14 protein-coding genes, 1 tRNA gene and 1 riboswitch are annotated in these 16,994 nt (G+C 58.6%); of the genes, 8 read left to right on the top strand and 7 right to left on the bottom strand.

What is annotated here, in order from left to right:
* A partial coding sequence (locus HMPREF2927_RS04945; RefSeq protein WP_168165224.1) for a hypothetical protein occupies nucleotides 1-302 on the top strand: 302 nt, incomplete at its 5' end.
* A 1,248-nt stretch (nucleotides 303-1,550) separates the two neighbouring features.
* The gene (locus HMPREF2927_RS09030; RefSeq protein WP_168165223.1) at nucleotides 1,551-2,072 is read left to right on the top strand and encodes a hypothetical protein; all 522 of its coding nucleotides are present in this window, start codon (nucleotides 1,551-1,553) and stop codon (nucleotides 2,070-2,072) included.
* Between the two features lie 77 nt (nucleotides 2,073-2,149).
* Here HMPREF2927_RS09030 and sucD read toward each other — a convergent pair whose 3' ends face one another.
* The 3 genes from sucD to HMPREF2927_RS04930 all read right to left on the bottom strand — a co-directional run bounded on the left by sucD (nucleotide 2,150) and on the right by HMPREF2927_RS04930 (nucleotide 7,722).
* Nucleotides 2,150-3,067 (bottom strand): succinate--CoA ligase subunit alpha, encoded by a 918-nt coding sequence (gene sucD / locus HMPREF2927_RS04940; RefSeq protein WP_070686056.1) that lies wholly within the window; start codon nucleotides 3,065-3,067, stop codon nucleotides 2,150-2,152.
* Between the two features lie 29 nt (nucleotides 3,068-3,096).
* Nucleotides 3,097-4,263 carry an ADP-forming succinate--CoA ligase subunit beta gene (gene sucC, locus HMPREF2927_RS04935; RefSeq protein WP_070686054.1) on the bottom strand — a complete coding sequence of 389 codons (1,167 nt, stop codon included), beginning with the start codon at nucleotides 4,261-4,263 and terminating at the stop codon, nucleotides 3,097-3,099.
* A gap of 459 nt (nucleotides 4,264-4,722) precedes the next feature.
* The gene (locus HMPREF2927_RS04930) at nucleotides 4,723-7,722 is read right to left on the bottom strand and encodes a UvrD-helicase domain-containing protein (protein WP_070686052.1); all 3,000 of its coding nucleotides are present in this window, start codon (nucleotides 7,720-7,722) and stop codon (nucleotides 4,723-4,725) included.
* Between the two features lie 144 nt (nucleotides 7,723-7,866).
* Here HMPREF2927_RS04930 and HMPREF2927_RS04925 point away from each other — a divergent pair, with 144 nt between their 5' ends.
* Nucleotides 7,867-8,724 carry a VOC family protein gene (locus HMPREF2927_RS04925; protein ID WP_070686049.1) on the top strand — a complete coding sequence of 286 codons (858 nt, stop codon included), beginning with the start codon at nucleotides 7,867-7,869 and terminating at the stop codon, nucleotides 8,722-8,724.
* Nucleotides 8,725-8,833: 109 nt separating this feature from the next.
* Here the strand turns inward: HMPREF2927_RS04925 and HMPREF2927_RS04920 are convergent.
* A tRNA-Arg gene (locus HMPREF2927_RS04920) sits at nucleotides 8,834-8,906 on the bottom strand.
* 119 nt (nucleotides 8,907-9,025) lie between these two features.
* On the opposite strand from HMPREF2927_RS04920, the gene HMPREF2927_RS04915 reads away from it, so the two are divergent.
* Complete coding sequence (locus HMPREF2927_RS04915; protein WP_070686041.1) at nucleotides 9,026-10,057, top strand: DUF4031 domain-containing protein; 1,032 nt, start codon at nucleotides 9,026-9,028, stop codon at nucleotides 10,055-10,057.
* Between the two features lie 180 nt (nucleotides 10,058-10,237).
* Here the strand turns inward: HMPREF2927_RS04915 and HMPREF2927_RS04910 are convergent, their stop codons facing one another.
* The 3 genes from HMPREF2927_RS04910 to HMPREF2927_RS04900 form a co-directional block, all read right to left on the bottom strand.
* Nucleotides 10,238-10,876 (bottom strand): C40 family peptidase, encoded by a 639-nt coding sequence (locus HMPREF2927_RS04910; protein WP_070686039.1) that lies wholly within the window; start codon nucleotides 10,874-10,876, stop codon nucleotides 10,238-10,240.
* A riboswitch (cyclic di-AMP (ydaO/yuaA leader) is annotated at nucleotides 10,877-11,036 on the bottom strand.
* A gap of 699 nt (nucleotides 11,037-11,735) precedes the next feature.
* Entirely contained in the window at nucleotides 11,736-12,440 is a 705-nt protein-coding gene (locus tag HMPREF2927_RS04905; protein ID WP_070686037.1) for an iron-dependent transcriptional repressor DtxR, read from the bottom strand.
* 208 nt (nucleotides 12,441-12,648) lie between these two features.
* Nucleotides 12,649-13,413: a DUF3027 domain-containing protein gene (locus HMPREF2927_RS04900; RefSeq protein ID WP_070686035.1), complete on the bottom strand. Its 765-nt coding sequence runs from the start codon at nucleotides 13,411-13,413 to the stop codon at nucleotides 12,649-12,651.
* Between the two features lie 141 nt (nucleotides 13,414-13,554).
* Here HMPREF2927_RS04900 and HMPREF2927_RS04895 point away from each other — a divergent pair, with 141 nt between their 5' ends.
* The 4 genes from HMPREF2927_RS04895 to HMPREF2927_RS04880 all read left to right on the top strand — a co-directional run bounded on the left by HMPREF2927_RS04895 (nucleotide 13,555) and on the right by HMPREF2927_RS04880 (nucleotide 16,800).
* The gene (locus tag HMPREF2927_RS04895) at nucleotides 13,555-13,827 is read left to right on the top strand and encodes a hypothetical protein (RefSeq protein WP_070686034.1); all 273 of its coding nucleotides are present in this window, start codon (nucleotides 13,555-13,557) and stop codon (nucleotides 13,825-13,827) included.
* Nucleotides 13,828-13,901: 74 nt separating this feature from the next.
* Nucleotides 13,902-14,606, top strand: a complete 705-nt coding sequence (locus tag HMPREF2927_RS04890; protein WP_070686033.1) for a response regulator transcription factor — start codon at nucleotides 13,902-13,904, stop codon at nucleotides 14,604-14,606.
* Nucleotide 14,607: 1 nt separating this feature from the next.
* A complete protein-coding gene (locus tag HMPREF2927_RS04885) occupies nucleotides 14,608-16,095 on the top strand; it encodes a sensor histidine kinase (protein WP_070686031.1) in 1,488 nt (495 codons plus the stop codon).
* 414 nt (nucleotides 16,096-16,509) lie between these two features.
* A complete protein-coding gene (locus HMPREF2927_RS04880; RefSeq protein ID WP_005504526.1) occupies nucleotides 16,510-16,800 on the top strand; it encodes a WXG100 family type VII secretion target in 291 nt (96 codons plus the stop codon).
* The last annotated feature ends 194 nt before the right edge of the window (nucleotides 16,801-16,994 follow it).

Genomic DNA, 16,994 nt, shown 5'->3' with positions numbered 1-16,994 from the left:
CCTGGACAGCCCCCACCCGGGTCGACCTTCCTACGCTACCGACGATCGATGGAGTAGAATTCAGCACGTCGGGATTCAACGTCTACCGGATGACCTTTACCGGCCCGCTCACCAATAAGGTTGTCGAAGAAAAGTCATCTGCAACCTGGCCCGGCACCAAAATAGCGCTGCGATTCGCGTCACGAATCAGGCCGCGCAGTACCAACAACTACGTCTACGGCGGCTACATTTTCAGCGCCACCCTGGATAACGGGCGAAGCTTCGAGGACATATCTCTCATCCAGCGCACCAACTTTGCGTAATCTCAGCCCCTGTCGCTCAGCGCGACAGGGGCTTTCTTTCTGACCGAAAGCACTATCTCAGCACGCTCCGCTAGAGAGCATCATCGACTTCGCACCCGCTTCAAGAACCCTAGAAACTAAAATTTAACAACACGTTTATATTGATTAAATGCGCCATTAGGGCGCTAAAACCCAGGGGAATCCTTAAAAATACAGGGGAAAATGCACTTCTTGGCTATTTTTAATAACTCATACGCCCTAATGTGTTACTAGCTCCCCGCTCACGCTACACACTCCTTCACCCTAGGAATCCCCGATGACCACCATTTCTGCCGCAGACTTGCAAAAGGCTCTGCCTGGGCAGCCCCCGCCGTGCTGGCAACCACCGCCATCCCCACCTATGCCGCCTCACAGTCCTACGTCTTCAATGCAACCTGGTACGTAGGCCGAAGTACACGTACAAAAACTGCAACAGCGGCTATGCAAGGATCTATACAAATAGGGTCACCTCCTACTACAAGGAAGCACCGGGCCCTAACGGGTTCACCATCGTCCCCGAGAACCCTGTAGCGCCGCAGACCACCGTGACGCTGTCTAATAATTTCCGTTTTCAGATTGCCTTTCTGCCGGAACTATCGACTACTTCACCAGTCAAAACGCTAACTGGGTGTACTCGGGGGTACAGCGTAATCAAACCATCAATGGGGGGGTGGCCTTGGATATTTTTACTTTCACCTGGGCTAGTTCAATGACCGAGACAACCGCTTCTTCACAAACCATTGCTTGGCCTGGAAGTAACTTAGCCGTCACCTCCTATCTCACGGATTCTTGCATCCCTGTATCAACAGCTGCCCGCGACTATTACCATGCCCGCTACATGGGTACCTGGACGACAGATAACGGTGCTTCCGGCACCTTTGACGGAGCATGGCAGTACACCCCGATAGATGAATATGATTAGAATTCTGGCCGATACTCATATCTAAGTATCTGTATTGTTCTGCCCCGGGCTAGTCGATAGCACGGCAGCCCGGCCAGGCACAAATCTAAGCCAGAGCCCTCCCGTATCAATTTACTGGACAGCTATTGCTCTATTCATGTGAGTTTTGTGCTACAGACGCGGAGGAGGAACAGGGATTTCTCGATAGACTAACAGGGTTTCACAAGCACAATACTTAGATATTAGAGGATACCTGTGTCTACTACACTCCCCGCCGCACACTCGTTAAGGGCACAGCCTGGGCAACCCCCGCAGTGGTTGCCACCTCCGTGATTCCCGCCTACGCAGCTTCTATCTGCGGTGACCCCCAGGCCATGATGCAGGGCGGCAGTACCTACTTCTTCTGGGGTGAAGCCGAAACTACTTCTGCCACAGGCGCTTACTGGGATTTGAACAGCACTCAGCTCGAGATTACAGTTCTCGCCCCCAATGAGACCGTAACTTCTTCAGCTTTCACTATCTATGTCGAAGACTACAAGCAACCTGCTGCTGATGCTATGCCCACCGGCTACCACGATCCTACTGCATATACCACCAGTGTAAACTACACCCCCACAAATGGCTGGAACTATACTGCTACTGGTTCAACCAGTACCCAGAGTTTTACCTTTGATGAAGGTATCTATTCAGCACCTGTTTGGTCAGTTTCATTTTCTAACTCTACTGGCACAGGGGGCACATACACCACAACTTCAACCGGTTGCAAAAACTACATTTCTGGCAATATTTCGAGCTTTACCTACAGTTATAAGGGTTTTAGTGATCTAACGGAAGCTAAATCGCTGATGTAGCCTTGCTGAGATATAGCAGTAAGGCCCCCAACCTCAAGAGATTGGGGGCCTTACTGCTAGTTAGAACAGACAGTTGCCTACTTGTTAGCGAAGATTTCGCGCATCAGGTTTGCAGCCTCGGAGGGGGTCTTACCGACCTTCACGCCTGCTGCTTCCAGAGCTTCCTTCTTCGCCTGAGCGGTACCGGAGGAACCGGAGACAATAGCGCCTGCATGGCCCATGGTCTTGCCCTCAGGAGCGGTGAAGCCTGCGATGTAACCAACGACGGGCTTGGTCACGTTCGCCTTGATGTACTCTGCAGCACGCTCCTCAGCATCACCACCGATCTCACCAATCATGACGATTGCTTCGGTCTCGGGGTCAGCTTCGAAAGCTTCCAGAGCGTCGATGTGGGTGGTGCCGATGATCGGGTCGCCACCAATACCGATAGCGGTGGTGAAACCAATGTCGGACAGTTCGTACATCAGCTGGTAGGTCAGGGTACCGGACTTGGAGACCAGACCAATCTTGCCCTTACCGGTGATGTTCGCCGGGATAATACCAACCAGGCACTCCTCAGGGGAGATGATGCCGGGGCAGTTGGGGCCGATGATGCGGGTGATCTGCTTGCCGTTCTCGTCCACGGATGCCTTAGCCGCTGCCCAGAACTCTGCAGAGTCCTGAACCGGAACGCCCTCGGTGATGACGACAACGAGACCAATCTTAGCCTCGATAGCCTCGAGAACTGCTGCCTTAGTGAAAGCCGGGGGAACGAAGACGATGGAGACGTTCGCGCCGGTCTTCTCAATAGCCTCAGCTACGGAACCGTACACATTCAGCTCAATATCGGAGCCATCCTTCGCCTTGTGGGTGACGGTGGTGCCAGCCTTGCGAGCGTTCACGCCGCCCACAATGTTGGTGCCTGCTGCGAGCATGCGTGCGGTGTGCTTGGTACCCTCGCCACCGGTGATGCCCTGAACGATGACCTTGGAGTCCTTGTTCACAAAGATAGACATATTACTTCCTTGAAATCCTTTGCTGGCGATTACGCCTTGTGAGCGAGCTCTGCTGCCTTGTCAGCGCCGGAGTCCATGGTCTCAGCCAGAACAACCAGCGGGTGGTTCGCCTCGGAGAGGATGCGGCGACCCTCAGCAACGTTGTTGCCGTCCAGGCGCACAACCAGGGGCTTGGTTGCTGCGTCGCCCAGAATCTCCAGAGCCTTCACAATGCCGTCTGCCACTGCGTCACATGCGGTGATGCCGCCGAAGACGTTCACGAAAACGCTCTTGACCTGCTCGTCGCCCAGAATGATTTCCAGGCCGGCAGCCATAACCTCAGCGGACGCGCCGCCACCAATATCAAGGAAGTTTGCGGGCTTGACGTTGCCGTGGTTCTCACCAGCGTATGCAACGACGTCCAGGGTGGACATAACCAGACCTGCACCGTTACCAACGATGCCGACCTCGCCGTCCAGCTTCACGTAGTTCAGGTCGAACTGCTTTGCCTTAGCTTCCAGCGGGTTCTCAGCGGACTTGTCCACGAGAGCCTCGTGCTCGGGCTGGCGGAATTCTGCGTTGTCGTCCAGGGAGACCTTGCCGTCCAGGGCGAGGATGGTACCCTCGGGGGTCAGAACGAGGGGGTTAACCTCAACCAGGGTTGCGTCTTCCTTGGTGTAGACTTCGCCCAGCTTGACGAGAACGGGAACAACCTTCTCCTGCAGTTCTGCGGAGAAACCTGCTGCCTTAGCAATTTCCTCAGCCTTAGCCTGGTCCAGGCCGACCAGCGGGTCAACCTCGATCTTTGCCAGTGCCTCGGGGCGCTCAGCAGCGAGCTGCTCAATTTCCATACCGCCTTCTACCGAGCACATTGCCAGGTAGGAGCGGTTTGCACGGTCCAGCAGGAGGGAGAAGTAGTATTCTTCGGCGATGTCTGCGCCGTCAGCGACCAGCACGCGGTGAACGGTGTGGCCCTTAATGTTCATGCCGAGAATTGCCTTAGCGTGCTCGTAAGCTTCTTCGGGGGACTTTGCGAGCTTAACGCCGCCAGCCTTACCGCGGCCGCCGGTCTTAACCTGAGCCTTAATGACGGTCAGGCCGCCAATTTCCTCAGCTGCTGCCTTTGCTTCTTCAGGGGTGGTCGCAACAATGCCCTTGAGCACGGGTACGCCGTGCTTTGCGAAGAGATCGCGCGCCTGGTATTCGAAAAGGTCCACAGGTGTCCTTCTTCTTCGAAGTGGTGCCGAGTACTGGTGCACTCGGCCTGGTCATTAGAGGAGGTTCCCCCGTGTGCCCGTTACGGTGCGATAGGGGTCTCTCGCACCCGGCGCACACGCATCATTGACGCGGGGAATTTCTCTCGTCTCTACTCTATCGGATTCGGCATGAGCTCGCACTCACGGAACCCCAAATCTGAGATTTTAGCGACTCAGCTCACAAATATTTTGGGTAGGTTTCACCCAAAGGTCACATACCGGAAGATACGCCCGTCTCCGGGCACCCTCATTCGCCGCGAAATACCGGCGAACACGCAACCTTTACCGCCCAGCGCCGAAGCATCCCCGCGCCCTTCTCCGCAGGCGGACAACACGCCCGACACGGCGCACAAAAGCGGGGCGGGCACCCTCAGATACCCGCCCCTCCACCGGCGTTGTCAGGTTCTCGCCCCTGACGCGTTAGCTCACTTTCTCCAGCGGCGCGTAACGCAGCAGCAGGCGCTTCTCCTCCGAGCCGAAGCGAACCTTCGCCACGGTCTTATCGCCGCTACCCTCAACAGCGAGTACGCGGCCCTCACCGAACTTGGTGTGGCGCACGGTATCGCCGACCGCCAGAGTCGGGATTTCCTTACTCTGGTGCACGCGGGAACGGTTCGTCACCTTCGAGGTGGCCGCCGCCAGCCCGTAGCTTGCCGAGCCGTTAATATCCGCGGTGGACGGCTCGGAGCGGCGTGCGGGGCGAGACTCGTAGGGGTCGTATGAGCCGCGCGAGCCACCGGAACTGTACCCGCTCGAGCCATAGCCGCCCGAGCTGTAACCACCCGAGTAGCCGCCGGAACCGTAGCCGGAACGGGAACCACCCGAATAGCCGCCACCGTACGAGTTGCCGTAGGAGCTGCCGCCATAGGAACTGCCGCGAGCGCCATACGCACCCATACCGGAGGCGCCAAAACCCGAGAAACCGGCGGTGCGTTTCCACTCGATGAGCTCCTCCGGAATTTCCTCTAGGAAGGGCGAGGGCGGGTTGAACTGGCTCTTACCCCACATGGTGCGGGTTTCCGAGCGGGTCAGGTACAGGCGCTCCATGGCGCGGGTCAGACCCACGTACGCCAGGCGGCGTTCCTCGCTCATTTCCTTCTCATCGGTCAGGGCACGCTGATGCGGGAACAGGCCGTGCTCCATGCCGGTCAGGAACACCACGGGGAACTCCAGACCCTTGGCGGTGTGCAGGGTCATGAGGGTGACCATGCCCTGTGCCTTCGCCTCGGCGGCTTCGGCGGCAATCTGTGCGGCGGAGGCGTTCTCGCCCTCCGCACTGGCGGGGCGGTTCGGGATTGAGTCGGCATCAGCGACCAGAGCCACGTGTTCGAGGAACTGCTCCAGGTCGGCGCCGGGGTTCTCGGTCTCGAACTCGACCATGGCGTCAAGTAGCTCGGAGAGGTTCTCCACGCGCGATTCGTCCTGAATATCCTTGGAGGCGCGCAGAGCCGCCAGGTACCCGGTCTGCTCCAGGACCGCTTCCAGGCAGGTTGCGGCGGGTTCGGTGCGGGCAATCTGCGCCAGGTCGTCCATGAGGCGCACAAACTCGGCGTACTTCTTGACCGCGGCGGCGCCCAGGCCGGGGATGTCGGCTGCCTGGCGTGCGGCGGCGTAGAAGGAGATGCGGTTCGCACTCGCGTACTCCGCCACCACGGACTCAGATTTGGCACCGATACCGCGCTTGGGTTCGTTGAGGATGCGGCGCACGTTCACGTCGTCATCGGGGTTGCTCAGGGCGCGCAGGTACGCCAGGGCGTCCTTGATTTCCTTACGCTCGTAGAAGCGGGTGCCACCGACCACGCGGTAGGGCAGGCCGGCACGCATGAGCATGTCCTCGAGGGTTCGGGACTGCGCGTTGGTGCGGTAGAAGATTGCGACGTCACCGGGCTGCACGCCGTGCTCATCGGCAAGGCGGTCAATTTCGCGGGTGATGTAGCGTGCCTCGGCGTGCTCAGACTCGGCGACGTAACCGATGATTTTCGCGCCCGCGCCGGAGGCGGTCCACAGCTTCTTGGGGCGACGGTCGGAGTTGCGTTCAATGACCGCGTTCGCCGCGGAGAGGATGTTCTGCGTGGAACGGTAGTTCTGCTCCAGCAGAATCGTGTGGGCGTTCGGGTAGTCCTTCTCGAAGTCCGTAATATTGCGGATATCAGCGCCGCGGAAGGCGTAGATGGACTGGTCGGAGTCACCCACCACGGTCAGCTCGGCAGGGGGCACGGCGTCCGGGTAGGGGCCGCGGTCAGCCGGGGCCTTCGTGTGGGCGCCGACCAGTTCACGCACGAGCTGGTACTGGGCGTGGTTGGTGTCCTGGTACTCGTCCACGAGGATGTGGCGGAACTTACGGCGGTAGTAGTTCGCGATTTCGGGGAACTTCTTGAGCAAGAAGACGGTGCGGCCAATCAGATCGTCAAAGTCGAGGGAGTTGGCGGCGCGCAGACGCTGCGTGTAAACGGTGTAAATCTGCGAGATAGTCTTCTCGTACGGGTTATCGATCGCCACGCGGAATGCGTATGCTTCGGCGCTGACCAGCTCGTTCTTCAGCGCAGAAATGCGGTTACCCACTGCCTTGGCGGTGAACTTTTTGGTGTCTAGGTTGAGCTCTTTAATGATGAGGCTCAGCAGGCGCTGCGAATCGGTCGAATCGTAGATGGTGAAGGTGGACTTCAAGCCCAGGGCGGCGGCCTCACGGCGCAGCACACGCACGCAGAAGCTGTGGAAAGTCGAGATCCACATGTGCTTGGCGCGCGGGCCAACCAGTGCCTCAATACGTTCACGCATTTCGGCGGCAGCCTTGTTGGTGAAGGTGATGGCGAGAATCTGGCCGGGGGTCGCGCGGTGGGTTGCGAGCAGGTAGGCGATGCGGTGGGTGAGCACGCGGGTCTTGCCGGAGCCAGCGCCCGCGACAATGAGCAGAGGCGAGCCGGAGTGCAGTACGGCCTCTTCCTGGCGTTCATTGAGCCCGACGGTGAGGGAGCCGGGGTCCACAGCGTTGAGACTGTGGGCGCGTTCGCCGTAGGGGTCGGCGGGGTCGAAGTCCTCGCCGTAGCCGCCGACGCGGTAGGCGGGCGGCATGAAGTCGCCGAGCGGGTCTGCTGCGGTGAAGGCTGCGGGTGCGCCGGGTTCAGGAACGGGCGCACTGGTAGCAGGGGCGCTGGTAGCAGGGGTACCGTAGGCGGGCATGCCGGTAGGCAGGGCGGCGGGTACGTCCTGTGCAGGCGCCTCCATCACCGGAGCATCCATCACTGCGGCGTCCATGGGAGGGGCGTAGTAGTCGTCCTCGGCAGGGGGTACGTCGTAGTAGGGGTCGAAGGGCGGCTCATCATCTGCTACCGGTACTGCGGGGGTGACGAGTTCGGCGGCGAACAGGCCGTCCTGTTCGATGAAGGGCTGCTTCTGCTGTTCGGGCTTGTCACTCATCATCTACCTCGCTGCCTAGAATACACGTTCGATATTCCATGCTACCGCATTTACTCCGCGGCTCCCACCCGTTCAGTCAATCAGCCTCACAACCTAAATCGGCAACGGCACCCCGGTGGCACAGAATAGTCATGCTAGGATGACCGCATGACCCAGACCTTATCTCCGAGCCTCTCAATAGCCCTATGGTGCAATGGCTCAGCCGACGAAGCGGCACAGTTCTATACCAGGGTTTTTCGCGATGCTTCCATCATGGAACAGATGCCCGGACTCACGACTCTAAGCATCCACGGCTTCCAGCTCTCGCTCATTAACGGTGATGACCGGTACGTCCCGAACCAGTCCATCAGTTGCATCCTAAACTTTGACCCGCTCCTCTTCGGTGGTGAGGCGCAAGCGCGAGCATACCTCGATGAACTCTACGAAGAGCTAAGTACCGGCGGTGTGCTGATGGAACTGGGTGAGTATCCTTTCTCCCCACGCTACGCCTGGGTGCGTGATCGTTTCGGTATGACCTGGCAGCTGATGCTTACCAATCCTGCAGGCGACCCGCGACCCTTCGTCGTGCCTTCTTTCATGTTTGGCGGCACGAATCACGGCAATGCAGAAGAAGCCACCAACGGCTGGATTTCCATGTTTGATGATGCCCGCTGCGGCACCCTGTACCACTATCCGGAAGGTAGCCCCTTTGAGGCAGATGCGGTCATGTTTACCGACTTCAACCTGCACGGCACCTGGATGGCGGCTGCTGATTCCGGCACTTTCCACGATTTCACATTCACGCCGGGGGTTTCGGTAGTTCTTTCGTGCCGTACTCAGGAGGAGGTTGATTACTATTGGGAGCAGCTCTCGGCTATACCTGAGGCGGAGCGTTGCGGCTGGTGTGTAGATCGCTGGGGTATTTCTTGGCAGGTTGTCCCGCATAATATTGCTGAGCTGATGACGGATAAGGCCGCTCGCGAGAAGATCCTGCTGATGGGCAAGATTGACCTGTCTCAGCTATAACAACGTGTTTTCTTGAGTACTCGTTACGTGCAGAAACAGAGAAACCGCCCGCGCCTACTAATGCAAGCGACGAGCGGTTTCTCGTACCGGCGTGAATGCCGGTTCTGTGTGCCCCCGAGACGATTCGAACGTCCGACACCTTCTTTAGGAGAGAAGTGCTCTATCCCCTGAGCTACGAGGGCGTACCTATCCAGTATAAAGCACTCCGCACCGCAGGTCAGCACAGCCCTTGTCCACCGCCCTGTGTTCACCGCCCGAAGACACCCGCACCCGGCGGCAGAACCGCTCCTACAATATACGAATGAGCATCTACATTGACCCACCCACCTGGCCCGCGCACGGCACCGTCTTCTCACACCTCATCTCCGATGTGTCCCTGGCGGAACTGCACGAGTTCGCCGCAGCGGCGGGCATCAGTGAGCGTGCCTTCGACCGCGACCACTATGATGTTCCGGCGCACCTCTACGATGAGCTGGTTCGGGCGGGCGCAAAGGAGCTCAGCGGTGCACAGCTGACTCGCACGCTCATTGCCAGCGGTCTACGGATTCCCCTGAAGGAACGCCCGGAAAAGATTCGCCCGCGTCTGCTTCGCGCCTGGGAGGCGGCGTTTGCGCCCCGCCTTAATACACCCCGCCTCAAGCATGTGGAGGCCCCTGCCGTGAACCAAGCTCAACTCACGGCGCAGGTGGCGGAACTGGGTGAGAGCCTGCTGCAGGCGTGGGAGCAACCGCACCGCGCCTACCACCACAGCGGGCACCTTTCGCAGATGCTCACCGACCTGGACCACCTCTACGCACATCGCGCGCAGGCAGGTTCTACTCCCCTGGCGTTGATTCTGGCGGCGTGGTTCCACGACGCGGTCTATGAGGGCGCACCGGGTAAGGATGAGCGCCGCAGCGAGCAGCTGGCGAGCGCCTCCCTGGCACCACTAGTCACCGCGGGTCTACTTACCGGACACGAGCTGCAGATGGTGAGCCTTCTGGTGCGTGCCACGGCAACCCACGAGCTTCCCGAGTCTACCGACCTACCGGCGGGCTATGAACCGGCAGATATTCAGTTTTTCCTCGATGCCGATATGTCTATCCTGGCGGCTGATTCGGCACGCTATCGTCGCTACCTGCGCGGGGTGCGTAGCGAGTACTCCCATTTTGACGATGAGGCGTTCCGTACCGGTCGTACGAACTTCCTGCGTTCCATCCTGGGTCGCAAGCGCATCTTTCTCTCCGAAGAGGCTCTGCAGCTCTGGGAGGAGCCCGCACAGGCTAATCTGCATGCTGAGCTCAGCGAGTGGGGACTGGACCCGCAGAGGCTTCTGCAGGCTCTGGCATCCTAGCCGCATACGCCTCAACGCATACCGCCGAGAATGCGCCCACATTAAGGTGCACTCTCGGCGGTATTTTCTTGGAATCTCTCAGGTACGCAAATCTCGGGTACGCAAAAGGCGCCCACCCCGTGCGAGGTAGACGCCTTTTTGAAGTATGTTGGGCTAGATCCAGCTCTTATGCGCTAAGACTTAGAGAGCGGTGTAGTAGCCGTCAACGGACATCCAGGAGGTGGGGTGCACCAGGGTACCGTTGGTGGGGTTTAGAGCGGAGATCATCTTGCCGTTGCCCAGGTAGATACCAACGTGGCTGTAGCCGTTCTGGAAGACGATGTCGCCGGGCTGGGGGTTAGCGGTCGGGCGCAGCTCGTTCTTCATTGCGTAGGTGAAAGCGGTCAGCTTGATGCCGTGCTGAGCAAAAACCCAAGAGGTGAAGCCAGAGCAGTCCCATGCACCGAAGGTCTTGCCGCCCCAAACGTATGCACCGCCCAGGCCGCTCATTGCGGTTGCAACGATTGCGTCGCGGGATGCGTTACCGGTGGAAGCTGCGGGTGCCGGAGCTGCAACGGGTGCAACGTAAGCCTGCTGGGTCTCAGCCTGGGGTGCTACGTAGGTGGTCTCAACTGCGGGTGCCGTGGTTGCTGCGGGAGCAACGTAGGTGGTTGCGGGGGTGTTGTAGCTGGTGTAGTCGAATTCGTAGTTGGTGTAATCGTAGGACAGATCAGCTGCAGCGGGGATCTGTGCGAATGCGTTCGCGGGAACGGTCGAACCGAGCAGGAGTGCGCCTGCTGCGATGGTTGCACCTGCGGTACGTACGATCTTGTTAGCCATTGGTAATTCCTCCATTGCCTGACGAGGTAAGCTGTCGGACTCGAGCATGGATTCGCTCGGCCACCGAAGTGGCTTAGCCCCGAGGCTTCTCGATTGAGAAGCCGTATCCCAGCTTGGGGATTGGGTCCCCCGCTTCTGCCATATTGGGTAGACGTTACATCGAAGCGTTGGCAGAACTCAGCGGAACCACTTCGACGGTGCCCTCTTACGATTAGGATTTTGGCACAAATCGAGAATACACAGAAAACTCCCAGTTGTCACCTCATTCAGACTTAAATTTTGAGCTTTCATCCCCGGTGGAACGGAGCGAGTTTGGACGACCAGAACCCCGTTTATTTGCGGGCACTTAAGCAACTTAAGGCGTTTGACTAGGCGTTTCACAAGGATACACATTCGCTTTTAATGCACTACCGCCCCTTGAAGACATGATTCAAAACTCTTAAAAATGAGCCTCGTCTCTTAAGGTTTTGCCCCTATCACTCGCCCAGAAGCCGGCGTGTCTCTCAATTTCAACCTCAGATTTAAGCGAAAAACACGAAAAATGCACTCAAGCGCAGTTGCCAAAAAGTTAAGAGAGGAGTATATACTCGCTCACGTGAGGGTAGTCTGAACTACTGATATACGTCGCTTAGTCCACCTTTTGTAACCCGAATACGCCGCGTTCCTCCGCTTTTGCCCGGTTCTTCCCTTATATACGGCGTTTTGCGCCGATTATTGAGCTAAATCGTCCACTATCTAAGACAGCGCCGGATCCCGGGGAATCAACAGCACAAAAAACGGTGGTACCGCCTCCTCAAGTAAGAAGGCGGTACCACCGTTTAAAGCGTGAAGCGGGTTAGTAGACTCTCAAAACTGGAACTTAGAGGCTGCCACCGCGCTTGACCACAATTGCGTTTGCTACGTCCATATCCAGGGAGAGGGTGTCCTCTTCACCATCGGCGTGAACAATCACGTCATCATTCTGGCCAGCAACCACGGACACCGAAGCGCCGTAGACAATACCTACGTCAGCCAGCAACTTCAGCAGCTCAACGTCAGTCTGAATAGACTCGGGGAAGCGAGAAATGGTGAAACGATCCTCGGGACCGGAGTCGCGTGCAGCCAGGGACATGGGCACGGTGCGCTCGTCATTCTTCTCGCTAGTGTGTCCCAGATCCTCCAGGCCGGGGATAGCGTTACCGTACGGGGAGAACTTGGGATCCTTGAGCATCTCCAGGATACGCTTCTCCACCTTGTCGCTCATGACGTGCTCCCAGCGGCATGCCTCTTCGTGCACGTACTCAAGTTCCAGACCAATAATGTCGGAGAGCAGGCGCTCAGCCAGGCGGTGCTTACGCATGACCTCGACCGCCTTGTGACGGCCTTCCTCAGTCAGTTCGAGGTGGCGATCCGGCTCAACGGTGAGTAGGCCGTGCTTCTCCATGCGTGCCACGGTCTGGGAAACGGTCGGGCCGGAATGCTCGAGTCGTTCAGCGATGCGCGCACGCATGGGGACGATGCCCTCTTCCTCCAGTTCGAGGATGGTGCGCAAATACATCTCTGTGGTATCGATGAGGTCTGTCATATATCTCTCCCAGCTTTCACCGCAACAGTGCTTAGATAGCACTGCCTAAGTCGTTACTTATTCAATAATCTATTATGTACTTTTTCAGCGGCTTTTGCCACGGCTTAAGTCATTGAGTCGCCCAATGAAAACTCATTGGACGACTCAAGACACTTTATATATACGCTTTTGCTAACCCACCCCTTATTAAGAGGAGTAGACGGTAGGCTTACTCTGCGGACTCAGCCTCAGCGGTTTCTTCCACGGCAGATTCGTTCTCTTCCGCTTTGTTCCCTGCAAGCTCAGCAGATTCCTCTGCCTCAGCGGTTTCAGCAGACTCTGCGTTCTCCTGCGCGGCGTTCTCCTCCAGGTCTTCCGGGCGAACGCGGTCAGCCCACGGCACCCAATCCGGCGCAATCAGTGCATCGTCGCCGGGTAGCAGGCCCACCTCGCAGATCGTTGCCACGCGGGAGCGAGGCGCACGCGAGAGGGTCGCAAACCAGAACCAGCCGCGGTAACCGGGCAGGCTACACTCAAACAGGTGAGTGCTCAGACGCTCTTCCTCGGCGCGCACATGGTGAACCAGACCGATAGCGTGTGCCGGGGCGATCTCTCGCACACCCTGCAACGCTACGTCCTTAGCGGCGGCAAGAATCTCATCCACCTTGGAGGTGCGGCGCAGCTTGTGCGGAACACCCAGGGAGGGGGTGCCCACCTCTTCATCCAGCGGGGTGAAGGGGTCGGGGGTGGAGTCTTCGTTCTGTGCGGTTTCTTCGGCAGCAGATTCCCCGGAGGCAGATTCCTCAGCGGTAGATTCTTCAGCAGGTGCCTCAGCCATCTCAGGTTCCTCAGCGTTCACGGAGGGCTGAGTCTCAGCAGGTACAGCGCTACCCTCGTCAGCGCTCTCAGGCGCGGCAGAAGGCACAACGGACTCTGCGGGCGCGTCAGTAGCGGGCGTAGTTTCGGGGAGCAGTTCAATAACCTGTTCAGACATACCCCTATTAAAGCATCTCGCGTGCGCAAACAGTGCGGCCGCTCCCCCAAGCTTCACATACGCTGTGAATTTGGGTCTCAAACCGCTAAATCTGGGGCTTCGCCCACGAACAGCTGTGTGTGAGCTGATACCGTTAAATCCATGAGTAATGAACCCGCACAGGATAAGCACAACACTGCAGAGCAGATCCCTGCACCCCTGCCCTACGCCGGAGCCATCCGCTGGCTCGGTGCAGGCGGCGCGATTCTCGCCCTGCTCTGTCTGCTCACCGGAGTTGCCATGCTCGTGATGAAGTGGGTTGGGGCAGCGCCGCCCGCCCTCATGAGCCAGATTCCGCTGGTCCTCCTCCCCGTCGCCTTTATTACACTCATGGCCGCACTCATCCTGTCGGTCATGCGCCGCAACAGGGCATAAAGATTTGGGCCGCAAGCTCACACACATCATTCACTTATCCAGTACAGCCTGCCATTCAGAGAGAAAGATAGAGTATGTCTGCTGAAGCAAAACTCCTAGTCGTCGATGACGAGTTCAACATTCTTGAATTGCTCGCCACCTCCCTGCGTTTCGCCGGTTTTGAAGTAGTTACCGCCGGCAACGGCCGCGAAGCCCTCGAAAAGGCGCACGCCGAAAAACCCGACCTCATTGTCCTGGACGTCATGATGCCCGGCATGGACGGCTTCGAGGTGACCCGCCGCCTGCGCGAAAACGGCACCACCACCCCCGTGCTCTTCCTGACCGCAAAGGACGCCACCGAGGACAAGGTGACCGGTCTGGGTGCCGGCGGCGACGACTACGTCACCAAGCCCTTCTCCCTCGACGAGGTAATCGCCCGCATCCGCGCCATTCTGCGCCGTAGCCGCAGCGTCCAGGAGGAGGACGACGCCGTATTGCGCGTTGACGCCCTCACCCTGAACGTGGACACCCACGAAGTGTTCCTCGGTGACGAAGAGATTGACCTCTCCCCCACCGAGTTCAACCTGCTGCACTACCTGATGCTCAACGCCAACCGCGTGCTGTCCAAGGCGCAGATTCTCGACCACGTGTGGGAGTACGACTTCAACGGCGACTCCTCCATTGTCGAGTCCTACATTTCGTACCTGCGCCGCAAGATCGACAATAACCGCGAAAACCACGAGCCGCTCATCCACACCAAGCGCGGTGTGGGCTACATGATTCGCGGTTCTCGAGGCTAACGTGGCGCTCAAACCCCTCGACCGGATCCCCCAGTCTCTCTCCCTTCGCACCCAGCTGGTGCTCATCACCTCCATGCTCATCGCCCTCTCCATTGCGGTAACGAGCCTGGTGGCGATTTCCGCACTGCGCGCCCAGATGGTGCACCAACTAGACGAAGAGATGAAGAACAGCGCCCCCTCACTCGTGCAGCTGGCGACCGTGCGCCCCTCCGGCAATCAGGAACAATCCCTGAGCACCTACCGCCTGTACCTGCTCGATAAGGACGGCAACGTACTGTACTCGCTCGAGTCCGAGGACAGCGGTCAGTTCAGCGAGCCGGTGCTGCAGGGCTGGACCGAAGAGAAGGTTCGCAAGCAAAACGAGGAGGCGGTCACCGTCAACTCGGTGGGAAGCTCCTCCGATTGGCGTGTGCTCGCCGTGCCCATTGAAGCCAACGACTCTTCAGGATTGCCGGAGGCGGCCTCCCTCATCATTGCCATGCCGCTGAAACAAACGAACCAGGTGGTCGCCCTCGTGGGTGTGCTGACCTTCGCGTTTGGCTTGGCGACTCTCGCCTCCGCAATTGCGATGACCTGGGTGATTGTGACCCGCACCTTCGAGCCGCTAGCTCGCGTGGAGCAGACCGCCGCCAAGATCGCTGCCGGTGACCTCTCTCAACGTATTGAGGACTACAACCCCAGCAACGAGATCGGTAACCTCGCGGTTTCGCTGAACACGATGCTCACCCAGATTGAAATGCTCTTCAAAGCCCGCGAGAAGAGCGAGGCGAAAATGCGCCGCTTCGTGGGTGACGCTTCGCATGAGCTACGCACCCCGCTGGTCAGTATTCGAGGCTACTCGGAGCTGTACCGTCAGGGCGCGCTACCGACCGATGAGGCCGTCGCTACCGCGATGAGCCGCATCGAATCGGAGTCCAAGCGTATGGGTCAGCTCGTGGAAGACCTGCTGACCCTGGCGCGTATTGATGAGCGCCGCGAATCCAAGCTGGCGCCCTTCGACCTGTTCAACCTGGCGGTGGACGCTACGAACGACGCCTACGCTACGGCACCCGATCGTGCGGTGTCCCTGGTGGGTCTGAACGAAGAGGTCGCGCCGACCTCCGCGACCGTGCTCGGCGACGAATCACGTCTGCGTCAGGTTGTGGCGAACCTGCTGACCAACGCCATGCGCTACACCCCCGACGGCTCTCCCCTGGAGATTGCGGTGGGCGTACGCGAAGAGGTTCACGGCTTCCCGCTGTCCGTGCTGGAGGTGCGCGACCACGGCCCCGGTATTCACGGCGAAGACCGCGAGCGCGTCTTCGAGCGTTTCTACCGCACCGATGCTTCACGTTCGCGTGAGACCGGTGGTACGGGTCTGGGTCTGTCCATTGTGGCTGCGATTGTCGAGCAGCACGAGGGTAGGATTCACATTGAAGAGACCGATGGTGGCGGCGCTACCTTCGTGATTTCTTTGCCGTTCTATCCGCCGCCCGTCTCGGATGATTAGCTGATGAAATAGCACTGATACATAAACCCCCGGATTGTGGAACTTGAGTGTTCTACGGTTCGGGGGTTTTGCTGTGCCCCGGAGGCGGGACTATGGCTCGCGGCGGCGCGAGTAAAGAGAGCGCGAGTTAGGAGAAGCTGCGCGGCTCAAGAACAGCGGGGGTGGGCAACCTAGCGCGCGTCATGGCGGCGTCATTTTCGGGAGGGTTTTCGATTTTTTCGAGATGCTGGAGTGAATCTGGCGGGTTTATCCACAGATTTATTTAATAATCACTTTTCAGCTCATTTGATACATTTTGAAAGATATAGTGATAACAAGCTTCCGGTCAGGAACTCAACCCTTCCAGAGATCCACACCCCAAGCGCCACAACGGGGCAGCCACCCCACCCCACCTAATCTCAAAGGAGAAAAACCATGGCACAGTTCAATGTCGATTCCGAAGTCATCGCAGCCAAGAGCGCACAGGCACGATCCTACGTCGCATCCATCACCGCAGACGTCAACGGTATGACCGCATCCCTGCACGATTTGCAGAGCTCCTGGACCGGCTCCGCATCCGCCAACTTCCAGGGCGTACTGGACCAGTGGCACGCAACCCAGCGCCAGGTCGAAGCATCCATCACCCAGATCAACGAGGCACTCACCCGTGCAGGCGTAAACTACGCAGACACCGAGCAGGCTAACGCCTCCATGTTCGTCGGCTAAGGGGTCAGGGCTACAGGTTCTAAGGCCCACCCGCAGGCAGACGGCAGACCGGGCAGCTAAAAGGTCCCGACCGCACTGCACACCGCCTGCCAGATTCGCCAGAAGGCGGCGAACATCTATTGAGAAAAACCCCGCCGCATCCTCGCAATTTGAGGATGCGGCGGGGTTTTATTGTACGGAAATTTTGAGAGCTC

It is taken from the genome of Rothia sp. HMSC061E04 (assembly GCF_001813685.1).
GTDB classification, from domain to species: Bacteria; Actinomycetota; Actinomycetes; order Actinomycetales; family Micrococcaceae; genus Rothia; species Rothia mucilaginosa.
Note: the sequence above shows the minus strand (reverse complement) of the source record. Positions and strands in the feature narration are given on the sequence as shown.

Bases quoted from the DNA above. Each gene is read 5' to 3' on its own strand.
- HMPREF2927_RS04895 (WP_070686034.1), top strand. From the start codon at position 13,555: ATGAGTAATGAACCCGCACAGGATAAGCACAACACTGCAGAGCAGATC.
- HMPREF2927_RS04900 (WP_070686035.1), bottom strand. From the start codon at position 13,413: ATGTCTGAACAGGTTATTGAACTGCTCCCCGAAACTACGCCCGCTACT.
- HMPREF2927_RS04880 (WP_005504526.1), top strand. From the start codon at position 16,510: ATGGCACAGTTCAATGTCGATTCCGAAGTCATCGCAGCCAAGAGCGCA.
- HMPREF2927_RS04890 (WP_070686033.1), top strand. From the start codon at position 13,902: ATGTCTGCTGAAGCAAAACTCCTAGTCGTCGATGACGAGTTCAACATT.
- HMPREF2927_RS04930 (WP_070686052.1), bottom strand. From the start codon at position 7,722: ATGATGAGTGACAAGCCCGAACAGCAGAAGCAGCCCTTCATCGAACAG.
- HMPREF2927_RS04910 (WP_070686039.1), bottom strand. From the start codon at position 10,876: ATGGCTAACAAGATCGTACGTACCGCAGGTGCAACCATCGCAGCAGGC.
- sucD (WP_070686056.1), bottom strand. From the start codon at position 3,067: ATGTCTATCTTTGTGAACAAGGACTCCAAGGTCATCGTTCAGGGCATC.
- HMPREF2927_RS04905 (WP_070686037.1), bottom strand. From the start codon at position 12,440: ATGACAGACCTCATCGATACCACAGAGATGTATTTGCGCACCATCCTC.
- HMPREF2927_RS04915 (WP_070686041.1), top strand. From the start codon at position 9,026: ATGAGCATCTACATTGACCCACCCACCTGGCCCGCGCACGGCACCGTC.
- HMPREF2927_RS04925 (WP_070686049.1), top strand. From the start codon at position 7,867: ATGACCCAGACCTTATCTCCGAGCCTCTCAATAGCCCTATGGTGCAAT.